General features: G+C 33.9%; 12 protein-coding genes and 1 tRNA gene. 7 read left to right on the plus strand and 6 right to left on the minus strand.

Annotated features, from left to right (window positions below):
- Positions 1-346 precede the first annotated feature (346 nt).
- Positions 347-1,561, plus strand: a complete 1,215-nt coding sequence (dinB, locus tag ACN0WI_RS14835) for a DNA polymerase IV (RefSeq protein ID WP_417887829.1) — start codon at positions 347-349, stop codon at positions 1,559-1,561.
- Positions 1,562-1,563: 2 nt separating this feature from the next.
- Entirely contained in the window at positions 1,564-4,554 is a 2,991-nt protein-coding gene (locus tag ACN0WI_RS14840) for a DNA polymerase III subunit alpha (RefSeq protein WP_417887830.1), read from the plus strand.
- Between the two features lie 192 nt (positions 4,555-4,746).
- Here ACN0WI_RS14840 and ACN0WI_RS14845 read toward each other — a convergent pair.
- Positions 4,747-4,820: transfer RNA gene (locus ACN0WI_RS14845), tRNA-Met, on the minus strand.
- Between the two features lie 171 nt (positions 4,821-4,991).
- On the opposite strand from ACN0WI_RS14845, the gene ACN0WI_RS14850 reads away from it, so the two are divergent.
- Entirely contained in the window at positions 4,992-5,381 is a 390-nt protein-coding gene (locus ACN0WI_RS14850) for an START-like domain-containing protein (protein WP_417887831.1), read from the plus strand.
- Between the two features lie 54 nt (positions 5,382-5,435).
- Positions 5,436-6,281 carry an aminotransferase class IV gene (locus ACN0WI_RS14855; RefSeq protein ID WP_417887832.1) on the plus strand — a complete coding sequence of 282 codons (846 nt, stop codon included), beginning with the start codon at positions 5,436-5,438 and terminating at the stop codon, positions 6,279-6,281.
- Positions 6,282-6,297: 16 nt separating this feature from the next.
- On the opposite strand, the gene ACN0WI_RS14860 is transcribed toward ACN0WI_RS14855, so the two are convergent.
- The 5 genes from ACN0WI_RS14860 to ACN0WI_RS14880 all read right to left on the minus strand — a co-directional run bounded on the left by ACN0WI_RS14860 (position 6,298) and on the right by ACN0WI_RS14880 (position 10,828).
- Positions 6,298-6,858: a YqgE/AlgH family protein gene (locus ACN0WI_RS14860; RefSeq protein ID WP_417887833.1), complete on the minus strand. Its 561-nt coding sequence runs from the start codon at positions 6,856-6,858 to the stop codon at positions 6,298-6,300.
- 121 nt (positions 6,859-6,979) lie between these two features.
- A complete protein-coding gene (locus tag ACN0WI_RS14865; RefSeq protein WP_013071944.1) occupies positions 6,980-7,252 on the minus strand; it encodes an HU family DNA-binding protein in 273 nt (90 codons plus the stop codon).
- Between the two features lie 184 nt (positions 7,253-7,436).
- Positions 7,437-8,384, minus strand: coding sequence for a methionyl-tRNA formyltransferase (gene fmt / locus ACN0WI_RS14870; protein ID WP_417887834.1), 948 nt, complete (start codon positions 8,382-8,384; stop codon positions 7,437-7,439).
- The gene (locus ACN0WI_RS14875) at positions 8,381-10,285 is read right to left on the minus strand and encodes a RecQ family ATP-dependent DNA helicase (RefSeq protein ID WP_417887835.1); all 1,905 of its coding nucleotides are present in this window, start codon (positions 10,283-10,285) and stop codon (positions 8,381-8,383) included. Before ACN0WI_RS14875 ends, fmt begins: the two co-directional genes overlap by 4 nt.
- 3 nt (positions 10,286-10,288) lie before the next feature.
- Positions 10,289-10,828, minus strand: a complete 540-nt coding sequence (locus ACN0WI_RS14880; protein ID WP_417887836.1) for an AAA family ATPase — start codon at positions 10,826-10,828, stop codon at positions 10,289-10,291.
- An 82-nt stretch (positions 10,829-10,910) separates the two neighbouring features.
- On the opposite strand from ACN0WI_RS14880, the gene ACN0WI_RS14885 reads away from it, so the two are divergent.
- From ACN0WI_RS14885 to murA, 3 genes are all read left to right on the plus strand, one after another.
- Positions 10,911-11,204, plus strand: a complete 294-nt coding sequence (locus ACN0WI_RS14885; protein ID WP_417887837.1) for a DUF493 family protein — start codon at positions 10,911-10,913, stop codon at positions 11,202-11,204.
- Positions 11,205-11,318: 114 nt separating this feature from the next.
- Positions 11,319-11,954: a DUF4290 domain-containing protein gene (locus tag ACN0WI_RS14890; protein WP_417887838.1), complete on the plus strand. Its 636-nt coding sequence runs from the start codon at positions 11,319-11,321 to the stop codon at positions 11,952-11,954.
- A 14-nt stretch (positions 11,955-11,968) separates the two neighbouring features.
- Positions 11,969-13,282 (plus strand): UDP-N-acetylglucosamine 1-carboxyvinyltransferase, encoded by a 1,314-nt coding sequence (murA, locus tag ACN0WI_RS14895; protein ID WP_417887839.1) that lies wholly within the window; start codon positions 11,969-11,971, stop codon positions 13,280-13,282.
- Positions 13,283-13,515: the final 233 nt, after the last annotated feature.

Genomic DNA, 13,515 nt, shown 5'->3' on the forward strand with positions numbered 1-13,515 from the left:
GGGGAGCGGCTTATGCAGTGCGGTTCAACTCCAAAATTTTGGTGTTTTGCGACCAAAAAAAGAATAACTGTACGGTGTGGTAGGGAATCAAAAACCTGAAATGAAGAATCGGAAACATTCAGGAAGGGAAGCTAAATGCAAGAATGGAATTTATAAGGAGTCACTTTGAATAAATACAAGCTCTAGAAGAATAAATTTTCAATGGATTTAGGGAATCATTCAGGTATTCTCTTTTAGGGCCTATAGGGTGGATCAAATTTTATGATTTTTTATAATCAAAGAGAAATAATATTTATCTAGTTTTGGAAAATTTCCTACTATAGGGAATTATTCCAAATATAAAAATATGATCAATTCTATTATTCATTTAGACCTTGACACTTTTTTTGTATCTGTAGAACGACTTCTTGATTCAAAATTAGTTAATAGACCATTACTAGTAGGTGGCTTGGGTGATAGGGGTGTAGTAGCAGCTTGTAGTTACGAAACCCGTAAGTTCGGAGTCCATAGTGGAATGTCAATGAAAGTGGCCCGTCAACTTTGTCCAGAGGCTTTTGTTATTAAGGGAAATGCCTCTACGTATACTAAATATTCAGATTTGGTTACGGAAATCATAAAATCCGAGGTTCCTGTATTTGAAAAAGCCAGTGTGGATGAATTTTATGCAGACCTTAGTGGTATGGATCGCTTTTTTGGGATTTCAAAATTTGCAGGGGAACTTCGTAATAAGATTATAGAGGAGAGTGGCTTACCAATTTCTTTTGGACTGTCGCAAAATAAAATAGTTTCAAAGATAGCTACCGGTGAGGCAAAGCCCAATAATCAAAAAATTATAGGAATAGGTACAGAGCGATCTTTTTTAGCTCCCTTGTCTGTCCGAAAGATTCCTATGGTTGGGAAAAAATCCTATCAAAAATTATTGCACCTCGGTATTCGCTATATCCACACTGTACAGGAAATGCCGCAAGAAATGTTGGAGTCTGTATTAGGAAAGAATGGTAAGCAATTATGGCGCAGGGCTCACGGAATAGATCATCAACCTATTATTCCTTTTCACGAACGAAAATCCATTTCTATGGAGCGTACTTTTAACAAAGACACTATTGATGTGACCCGGATTCGTGCGACCATACAGGCAATGGTTGAAAGTTTGGCATATCAACTTCGGTCTGCCAATAAGCTTTCCTCTGTCATAACGATTAAAATCCGTTATTCCGACTATCAGACCTATTCCAAACAATCTAAAATTCCCTATACCAGTGCCGACCACGTTTTAACGCCAAAAGCTTTAGACCTGTTTCATCAGCTATACAGCCGTAGGCTATTGATTCGTCTGATTGGTGTGCGTTTTTCCGGGATTGTAGGTGGAAACTATCAAATCAACCTCTTTGATGACTCAGAAAAGATGCTTAGCCTTTATCAATCCCTTGACAAAATTAAGAACCGTTTTGGCGAAAGAAGTGTTCTTCGAGCTTCCACTATAGGAACTCGAACAATTGGGGGGATGCAAAACCCCTTCAATGGTGAACCTCCCATAGTATTGGCTCATAGAAAACAATAATTATGTATTTAAATTGTCATACTTGGTTTTCGCTTCGTTATGGAACTTTTTCTGAAGAAGCACTGTGTCGTTTAGCGAAGCAGCTTGGTATCACAAGCCTGGCCATTACCGATATCAATAACACTTCTGCCTGCCTTAATTTTTTGAAAATAGCCCCAGAATACGGGATCAGGCCATTATTGGGAATTGATTTTAGGAATGATCATCAGACTTTATATGTTGGTATTGCAAAAAATAATAAAGGATATCGAGAACTGAATCAATATCTTTCGTACCATTTACAGCATAAAATAGATTTCCCATCCAGAGCTCCTTATTTAAAAGACTGTTATTTTATTTATCCGTTGAACCAAGCGTTACTATTTGAAAATAGTCTAGACCAACACTATGAAAAAATAGGGGTGGGGATCACCACCTTTAACCGATTTAGATTTTCAAAGTTTAATTCTTCTCTGTACCGGAAACAATTAGTTTTTTGTCAAGCGGTAAGTTTCCGGGATAAAAAAGATTGGAATGCACACCGACTCTTACGTGCTATAGATAAAAACACTCTTTTAAGCAAACTTGAATCCTGCCAACAAGAGGATGAGAACGACCGAATGTTGCCTATGCAAAGGGTTAAGAATCTTTTTGAAGATTTCGCTTATATCCTTGATAATACGCAGAAACTTATAGAAAATTGCCAAGTATCTTTTTCTTTTGGAAAAGGCCTTAATCAAAATTTAAGTACCTACGGCAAAAGCCGATCCAGTGATGAAAAGTTACTTCGAAGGCTATGTACGCAGCGTTTACCTAAGCGCTATCCTGATAAATCACAACAAGTGGAAGATCGTTTGGAAAGGGAACTTAATGCTATCATTAAGCTTGGTTTTGTATCTTATTTTTTGATCAACCTTGATATTGTAGAATATGCAAGAAAAAAAGAGTATCCTTTTATAGGAAGAGGGAGTGGGGCCAATTCTATAGTAGCCTATATTTTGGGGATTACCAATGTAGATCCTATCGAATTGGACTTATATTTTGAACGTTTTATCAATCCCAATAGAAGTAGCCCTCCTGATTTTGATATTGACTTTTCTTGGAAAGACCGGGAAGATGTAACGCGGTATATTTTCGAACGTTATCAATATACAGCCCTAATGGGAACCTATGTACGTTTTAAAGAGCGTGCAGTAGCCCGTGAACTGGGTAAGGTATTTGGACTGCCAAAAGAGAATATAGATAAGCTCTCGTCCGGCAACTATCATCCAGAACAATTAGACCAACTGGAAAGTCTTGTTGTAAAATACAGCCATTATATTCAGGGATTTCCAAATTATGTGAGTGTTCATTCTGGAGGGATTTTGATATTGGAAGTCCCGGTGACTACTTTCACAGCTACTTTCCTTCCGCCCAAAGGTTTTCCTACGGTACAGATCGATATGAATGTTGCTGAAGAGGTAGGCATTCATAAATTTGATATCCTTGCTCAACGCGGACTTTCCAAAATTACTGATGCCATTGAATTAATTCGTGAAAATCAGCCTGGAGCAAAACTTCTGGATATTGATGATGTGCAGAAGTTTAAAAATGACGAGAATATCAATGCCCTTTTGAAAGTAGGGGATTGTATGGGAGTTTTTTATGTAGAATCACCGGCGATGAGGGGACTACTAACCAAACTTCAGACAGATAATTATTTAAACCTTGTGGCGGCCAGTTCTATCATACGTCCTGGAGTTTCCAGTGCAGGGATGAAAGAGGAATTTATTAAGCGGCACCGATTTCCTGAGAAAAGAAAAGAAGCACACCCAATATTATATGATATAATGCCGGATACCTATGGAGTAATGGTTTATCAGGAGGATGTGATGAAAGTTGCTCACCAATTTGCAGGATTGGATTTAGATGATGCAGATGTGCTTCGTCGCGGAATGAGCGGAAAGAAAACCTCAAAGGGACAAATGGAAAAGATTGCCGAAAAGTTTCGTGCAAACTGTAGAGATAGGGGATACGATGAAAAACTCACCGAAGAAATCTGGACACAAATATCTTCTTTTGCAGGATATGCTTTTCCCAAAGGACATTCAGCGTCTTATGCTATAGAGAGCTACCAAAGTCTTTATCTTAAATGTTATTTTCCATTAGAATTTATGGTTGCGTCAATAAACAATGGAGGTGGGTTTTATAATATCGAAGTATACCTACAAGAGATACGCAATAAAGGTGGGAGGGTTCACGCTCCCTGTATTAACCGTAGTGATCATCCGACAGTAATTCACGGAAACGATATCTTTTTAGGCTTTGGTTATTTAAAAGAGCTGGAAAAGAAAACGGTACAAGCAATACTTGAAACTCGTCAGTTTAACGGAATTTTTAAATCCCTGGCTGACTTCTTGGAGAGGATTAACATCAGCACCGAACAACTTGCTATACTGATAAAAATAGATGCTTTTAGATTTACAGGGAAAAATAGATATGAACTTTTATGGGAGGCTTATTTTACATCAAGTAAACAAAAAAGGATAACACATCAAGAGCGTTTGTTTAAAGATCCAGTCAAAGCATTTCAGCTACCCAAGTTTGAGGAAGGAGACTTGATCCGTACTTATGATCAATTAGAAATTTTAGGTTTTTCGCTAGATCATCCTTTTAAGTTTCTAAAGAATAAAATAACCAGCAAACTTACGATCTGTCATATACGCGATAAGCTTAGAGGTTCGGGAAATCTTTGTGGTCAACAAATAACCATATATGGATCTCTTATTACAATAAAAAGGACAAAGACCAGTGACGGAAAGTATATGTACTTCGGAACCTTTTATGACTATAAATTTTCTGTTTTTGATACCGTACATTTTCCAGAAACTGCTAGAAAATATCCTATTTATGGAAAAGGGATTTACCGTTGTACGGGTACGCTACAAAATGAGTTAGGATACCTTTCGCTAACCATAATATCAATAGAAAAGATGGAAATTATGACCGATCCCCGGTTTGTTAGTAATTATTAAAAGAATAAATAATGGATTTTTTCAAGATATAATTTCCAGAATAGCTTAAAATTTCATCTCAATTGCTACCAAATAAGATTATTCTAAACCACTTTTTTTAATTTATTTGAAAAAGCTGAAATTCTGTACCTATTCTGTACCCGTTGTAAAAAGAAAAAGCTTCACATCTCTGTGAAGCCTTGATTTTCCTAGTAGCGAGACCGAGATTTGAACTCGGGACCTCCGGGTTATGAATCCGACGCTCTAACCAACTGAGCTATCTCGCCGTATGCTGCATTATTACTGCTTTCAGTACACTTTTATTGTGTCTCAAATGCGGGTGCAAATATAATCACAATTATCAATGCTGCAAAACTTTTTTTAAAAAATATTTAAATTGATTTCTTTTAATGTTTCTAATTAATATATATATTGCCCGAAACAATTAAAAACAAGAAATGGAAGACAAGATTAAATACGAAATGGAATTTCCAATCCAGGCTTCTCCTTCTTTATTATATCAATATATTTCAACTCCTTCTGGTTTAAGTGAATGGTATGCAGATAATGTAAATTCACGTGGAGAGTTATTTACTTTTATATGGGAAGGAAGCGAAGAGCAAGCTAAATTGGTAAGCCGAAAGAGTGAAGAGCGTGTAAAATTTAAATGGCTAGAAGAAGAAGATACTCCTTATTTTTTTGAAATTCGTATTCAAGTCGACGATATTACAAAAGATGTATCAATATTAATTACCGATTTTGCTGAAGATCAAGACGAGATAGATGAAGGAAAAATGTTATGGGAAAATATGATCTCTAACTTAAAACAGGTATTAGGATCAGTTTAATATTCGATAATTAAAACTTACATTTGCCCCGTTTATTAAAAATGGGGTTTTTTTATGATTAATTTTAACGGTGAATTAGTAAACGAGCAGAATGTAGGATTAGCCGTGACCAATAGAGGTTATGCTTATGGGGATTCTGTTTTCGAAACTATACGTGTTATAAATGGTAAAATAATGTTTTGGGAAGATCATTATTTCCGCCTAATGGCATCTATGCGTATCATGCGTATGGAAATACCTCAGAATTTTTCACCAGAATTTTTAGAGAATCAAATTCTAAAGCTTCTTAAAGAAAAAAATCTCCAAAACCAGCCTGTTCGTGTAAAATTTTCGGTGTATAGAAAACCAGGTGGATTTTATACCCCAAAAACACGGCATATCGATTATTTTATTTTAGCTGAATCTATTCCTGCCGCATTTTATCAGTTAAATGAAGCTAATTACGAAGTAGAACTATTTAAAGATCATTATATCCAATCCGGAATTTTATCTACAATTAAAACCAATAATAAAGCCATAAATGTTTTAGGGGGAATTTTTGCAGAGGAAAATGGCTATGGTAATTGTTTACTTTTAAATGAAAAAAAATCGGTTGTAGAGGCATTAAACGGAAATTTATTTTTAGTAAAAAATAACATAATTAAAACACCACCAGTAAACGATGGAGCTTTAAAAGGAATTATAAGGAAGCAATTAATCGATATTGTAAAAAAATTACCAGAATTTAAACTAGAGGAAATATCTATTTCTCCATTTGAATTGCAAAAAGCCGACGAATTATTTGTTACAAATGTAATAATGGGAATTCAGCCAATTACAAAATATCGTAAGAAGACATACGTAAATACAGTTGCTAAAAATCTTTTAGCAAAGCTAAATACAAAAGCACGGTTAGGCTAGCTAAAAGTAAAATTGCTTAATTATAAGTAGGATTTTCAGGTGCATTAGACCATATTAAGTAATCACCTCCAAGTTGTGCCATTTGATCTTTCCAAAAAGATTGGCAGGGCTTTTCAATGATATATTTTTCATCTTCATTGGTAGCTATAATCCAAGAGTTTGCATCTAATTCATCATTTAATTGTTCTGCGCCCCATCCTGAATAGCCTAAAAAAAATCGAATTTGATTTTCACTAATCAGGTTTTTTTCAATTAAAGAGATTACAGCATCAAAGTTACCACCCCAATAAATACCATCAGCAATTTCAACGCTATCGGGTATTAGTTCGGGAATGCGATGAATAAAATATAAATTATCTTGTTCTACGGGACCTCCATTATAAATTTTGAAGTCTACGTTTAGATCGGGAATAAGGTCTTTTAAAGTAAAATCTAATACTTTATTTAAAATAAAGCCAACTGAGCCAGTTTGAGAATATTCAGCTAACAAAACAACAGATCTATTAAAAGAAACATCTCCCATAATAGATGGTTCTGCAATTAATAAATGACCTTTTGAGGGTTTAAGTGCAATCATAGGCATCGATTTTTTAACTAATCTAAATATTAAATCAAAAAAAACCAATGATTATTTTAAATTATTTGATAAAAAAAAGCTTTCCATTGAGGAAAGCTCTTATTTTTTCTTAAAACTAAGCTTAATTTACTGCTTTTTGTAAATCTGCACCAGCTTTAAATTTCACTACGTTTTTAGCAGCAATTTTTATTGTTTTTCCTGTCTGAGGGTTTCTTCCTTCTCTAGCTGCTCTTTTAGATACAGACCAAGAACCAAAACCTACTAAAGATACACGATCACCTTTTTTTAGAGAAGTTTCAATACCACCTAAAAAAGATTCTAATGCCTTTTTTGCCGCAGCTTTTGAAATCCCTGCGTCTTCTGCCATAGCGTCAATTAAATCTGTCTTGTTCATAATTTGAATTTAAATTTGTTGGTTATACATTATCTCTTTAATAACATCTACAAATTTAGATGGATTTATCGTTCATGCAAGTAATAGCAAGGGAAAAGCTATTTCATGTTGATAACTTTAAGGAAATGTTAATAATTAATCCTTAATTTTATTGATTTTTTATGATTTCAGTATTCATAAGGTCTCAGCGCATTTTAGCATCTTCTGATAGGGTTAAACCATTTAGCAAATCTTTTACTTTCATTTTTCGTTTACCAGGTAACTGAATTTCTTTTATAAAAAGATAACCATCTATGGCTGAAATTTTTAAAGTTTTATCTTCAATAGAAACAGTTCCGGGAGTTTCATTAGTTTCGGCTAAGGCCATTTCACAATCAAAAATCTTTACTTTTAAAGACTTTTCATTATTTTCAAGTATACACCAAGCTGCCGGATATGGATTAAGCCCTCTAATTAGGTTGTAAATATTTAAAATAGGTTTACTCCAATCTATTTTAGTATTTTCTTTACTTAGTTTTGGAGCTGGTTTTTCTTCCAGTTCTTTATTTTGCGCAGTAGTTTTAACTTCCCCGCTTTCAATTTGTTTAATCGTGCTTACTATTAGTTCTCCACCAATCTTCATAAGCCTATCGTGTACAGTACCTACTGTTTCACTAGGAGCAATTTCAATTTTTTTGGAATTTATAATTGCTCCGGTGTCAATTTTTTCATCTATAAAAAAGGTAGTAACACCACTTATTTTTTCACCATTTATTACGGCCCAATTTATTGGAGCTGCTCCTCGATATTCGGGTAATAGGGAAGCATGTAAATTAAAAGTACCATATTTAGGAAAACGCCATACTTTCTCTGGGAGCATTCTAAATGCAACTACAACTTGTAAAGTAGGGTTTAATGCTTGTAGTTCTTCTTGAAAAGAATCTGATTTTAAATTAGTGGGTTGTAAAATTTTCAGGTTTTGGGTAAGTGCGTATTTTTTAACAGCACTTTGTTGTAATTTTCGTCCTCTTCCTGCAGGACGATCGGGTGCAGTTACTACGCCTACCACAGTAAACCCGGCTGCTATAATTTGCGCCAAACTTTCTACCGCAAAATCGGGCGTTCCCATAAATAATATGCGTATTTCTCTCATTTTCGATTCAATTTGTATGTATTTATATTTGTTCGGCTAATTCTCTCTTTTTCTAAAAGTAGCCGGAGAACTTCTAAAATATGATTTTCTGAAAAATTTAATGCTTCAACCAGCTGTCTTGATGTTTTAGGGCTTTGCTTTAAAGATTTTGCAATTTCAAGATAAATACTATTCATTTTATCTCGATTTAGTTCTGTTTCTTTTGTATAGGTACAAACTGAACAGATTCCGCAGTTCTCTTTTTTTTCTTCTCCAAAATAGCTAAGCAATTGTTTACTTCTACAAGTTTTAGTATTATCGATATATTGTAGAACCTGATTTATTTTTAGCGTTTTATCCTTTAAATATTCTTGTATAAATTTTTTATGAGGTGATAAAGTGCGAGAATCTTCTCTAGGAACCAAAAACATAATGAGAGCATCTAGCGGGGTTTTTGTTAATTCAATTAAAGAATTCTCTGCTAATTTGTTTAAAATTTCCTGAATTTTTTGTTCCGTAATATTAGTTTTATCACTAATTGAACTAATATTTATTGCTGTTTTATTGTCAAAAATACCACCGTAAGTTCTTAATATAGATTTTACTACTAAATTGGCCCGTGGATTTTTATCGAGATATTTATCCAAAATCCATGGTTTAGTTGAAAATTTTAAAAGGGTAGGGCTGCGGAATTCTTCGTTAAATTTTAATAGGCCACAACGCTCTAAAATTTGAAAGGCAGCAAAAGTTTTATGATTATCAAACCGATATTGCCTACAGAACTCATTAAAGTTGAAATTGAATTCTTCTAAATAGCCTTCTCCATAAGCAATTCCGAAATAACTGAATAATTTCCGATAACATTCGGTAATTTCTTCATAGGAAGGTAATTTGGCTAAAAATTGATTTTCTAAAGTAGGTTTATCGCTAGTATTGGTAATAATTGTAGCTTCCGCATAGTTACCGTCTCTTCCAGCTCTTCCAGCTTCTTGATAATAACTTTCTAGATTTTCGGGTAAGTTAAAATGAATTACATGGCGAACATCTGGTTTATCGATACCCATTCCAAAAGCATTGGTGGCTACCATAACTCTAAATTTGTTAGCAAGCCAATCTTTTAATTTTTTCTTTTTTTCCGAGAGTTTTAGTCCTCCATGAAAGGCAGCAGCTTGATATCCTAATTTTTGAAGATATGCTGCAATTTCTAGTGTAGCATGTCTATTCCTCACATAAATAATAGCAGTACTATTACTATTGGTTAAAATACTGGTGATTTTATAGTATTTATCTTCAGCAATAGTGACTTTATAAGAAATATTCGCTCTAAAAAACGATTGTTGGAATACTTTTAATGTAGTATCTAGTTGTGTATTAATATCAGCAATTACTTTGGGAGTAGCGGTAGCAGTAAGAGCTAATAAGGGTACTCGCGGTTTTAATTCTTTAAATACAGAAATATTCCGGTAAGCAGGTCTAAAATCGTGACCCCATTGCGAGATACAATGTGCCTCATCTATAACTAATAAATTTACATTCATTAATTTAATGCGAGCTTGTACTAAATCGTTCTGAAGCCGTTCCGGAGAAAGGTATAAAAATTTATAATTACCGTAAATACAATTATCTAATTGGCTATCTAAATCGGATAATTTTATGCTTCCGGTTAATGCCATTGCTTTTATGTTTTTAGACAGCAAGCTATTCACTTGGTCCTCCATAAGTGCAATTAGAGGAGATACCACGATACATATGCCATCCTGCAATAAAGCTGGTATTTGAAAGCATATCGATTTCCCTCCACCAGTGGGGAGTAATCCTAATACATTTTTTTGGGCAACAACAGCTTCTATTATGGCATATTGCATGGGCCGAAATTCGGAATGTTCCCAATATTTTTTTAATATGTGCAGTGCCTCTTGCAAATGCTAGTTATCGAGATTTTTTAAAATAAAATCAGTTCGATTGCTTACTGTTCCTGTAGGTACAGTAATAGGTTTATACCCATATTTTTTATAAGTAGCAGAAATATATGTTGAAATTTCTGTTGCCTCTTGAAAATTTTCGTAACGTTCATTATCGCTTTTATAAATAGCTTCCCAAGGTGGTAAAATAAATACCTGGTCGTATTTATTTTGCTCGCAAGTACTCATAAAAGGTTCTTTATACGAAGTTGAAAAAAAGTCTAGATAGGCTACAACATCATGGATACCTCTATCTAAAAAAATAATTTTTTCTTCGCTTTTGCTCGCAATTTTATGCTGTTTTAATCTACCTTCTAATAATTTTTCACTGAATAATATAGGTCTTTCTAGGAATAGTTGGTCTATTCCTTGTTTCTGTGCTTCTAGAGTAACTTGTCTAGATATTTCATGTAGACAGGTGTAACCTCTTTTCTCTAATTCCATAATAATGGAAGATTTACCCGTTCCAGGGCCGCCGGTAATAACTATTTTCTTTGCTTTCACGTTGCAAATTTCGTCATTTGATTTCGATTATAAAAATGGTATAAAGCTTGTATCTTTGTATTTTCAAAAATGAAACAAAAATATGAGTACATCTAAAAATTCTGAGGAATTCTACACCAAACTAAAAACACAATTACAAGATACATCTTTATGGCCATCTGAATATCTTTATAAATTTATAGTTCCTACTGATGAAACTAAGATACAGCAGGTAGAAGGTATATTCGATAATATGGGGGCTGTTATTAAAACAAAGCAATCTAAAAAAGGAACCTATACAAGTGTTTCTATAAACGTGACCATGAAAAATCCGGATGCGGTGATAAATAAATATAAAGAAGTAGGAGAAAAAGTGGAAGGAGTTATATCTTTATAACTGCTAATAAGTATAAAAATATCGTAAGTTTTTAGCGACCTAAACTAAAATTCTTTATTTTGCGCTCGTAATTAAACTTCCGAAACGTAAATTACCAACTTAAAATCTATTTTTTTGACAAACGCGTTAGAATATAATTCCGAAAGGAGTCAGTTAATTATTCCTGAATATGGTAGACATATTCAAAAAATGGTGGAACATGCTGTAGCTATAGAAGATGATGAAGAGCGTAATAAAGTCGCTAAATCGATAATTTCTGTAATGGGTAATATGAACCCACATCTTCGTGACGTGGCTGATTTTCAGCATAAACTATGGGATCAATTATTTATTATTAGTGATTTTAAATTAGATGTAGAATCACCTTTCCCAAAACCAGTTCCTGAAAAATTGGCAGAACATCCAGAGCCTTTAGGGTATCCGCAAAATTTTCCTAAATATCGTTTCTACGGAAATAATATTAAACGAATGATTGATGAAGCCAAAAAATATGAAGAAGGTCCTTTAAAAGAAGCTTTGGTTTTAGCTATTGCGAACCATATGAAAAAGTCTTTTTTAAATTGGAACCGAGAAACGGTAGATGATGAAGTTATTTTTGAACACTTAAGAGAATTGAGTGATGGAGCTTTGAATCTTAAAAATTCGGATGAGGATTTAACCGATTCTTCAAATTTAATTAGAGGAAAGAAAAAATATAAGAATACTCCTAAACGATCGGGTGGTCGTGGCAAACCAAGAAAGCGTCACTAAAATTAGCTAATTTAATGGGAACTTTTCAAATAGAAGGAGGGCATAGGCTTAAGGGAAAAATTCAACCCCAGGGCGCAAAAAATGAGGCACTTCAAGTACTTTGTGCCGTATTATTGACATCAGAAGAAGTTACAATTCATAATATTCCAGATATTATTGATGTAAATAAGCTGATCGATTTATTAGAGAATTTAGGAGTAACTATTCGAAAAATAAAAAAAGGGAGCTATACCTTTAAAAGCGATAATCTTAACTTCGATTATTTAGAAAGCGATCAATTCAAACATGACGGTAGTGGTTTAAGGGGCTCTATTATGATTGTAGGTCCGCTTTTAGCTAGATTTGGTAAAGGTTACATCCCTAAACCTGGTGGAGACAAAATTGGAAGAAGACGCTTAGATACCCATTTTGAAGGTTTTGTAAAATTAGGTGCTGAATTTAAATACAATAAAGAAGAGCGTTTTTATGGTGTAGAAGCCAAAAAAGGACTTAAAGGTGCTTATATGCTTTTAGAAGAAGCATCGGTTACCGGTACGGCCAATATTTTAATGGCTGCGGTAATGGCAGAGGGTACTACTACTATTTATAATGCCGCTTGTGAACCTTATTTGCAACAACTATGTAATATGTTGAATGCAATGGGTGCAAAAATAAGTGGAGTAGGCTCTAATTTGCTTACTATAAAGGGTGTTAAAGAACTAAAAGGTTGTGAACATACTGTTCTTCCGGACATGATAGAAATAGGGTCATGGATTGGTTTGGCAGCAATGACGCAAAGCGAAATAACAATTACCAATGTAAATTGGGATATGTTAGGACTTATTCCAAATACGTTTAGAAAATTAGGAATAACAGTAGAAAAGCAAGGAAAGAATATCCATATTCCAGCTCATACCAATGGCTATGAAGTACAAAGCTTTATAGATGGTTCTATAATGAATATTAGCGATGCACCTTGGCCTGGTTTTACTCCCGATTTGTTGAGTATTATTTTAGTGATAGCAACACAAGCAAGGGGTAGTATATTAGTTCATCAAAAAATGTTTGAGAGTCGTTTGTTCTTCGTCGATAAATTAATTGATATGGGAGCTAAAATTATTTTAGGAGATCCGCATCGAGCTGTAGTTATTGGTCATGATTTTAAATCGACATTAAAAGCAACAGTAATGACATCTCCAGATATTAGGGCTGGTATTTCGTTATTAATTGCAGCTTTATCTGCTAAAGGAACTTCTGTTATTCATAATATCGAGCAGATTGATCGAGGTTACGAGAATATTGTAGAACGATTACAAAAAGTAGGTGCTAAAATAGAACGAGTAGGATAAAAATAATATATCAAAAAAGGCTTTCTGTTCAGAAAGCCTTTTTCATTCTATTTATTAAAAATACAATAGATAACACAGTGGCAAATAAACTCGTAATCTTCACCTTTATAAGAGCCGGGAGGCTTTTCATTTTTAGTTGTTTCTAAAATGTATTTAGTATCTCATTGTAACTGGAATCTATCTGAAGTAATAACCCATAATTCAAATTCAGCAACATTTTTAAACGGAGCATC

This window comes from Zunongwangia sp., from assembly GCF_048269745.1.
Taxonomy (GTDB): Bacteria; Bacteroidota; Bacteroidia; order Flavobacteriales; family Flavobacteriaceae; genus Zunongwangia.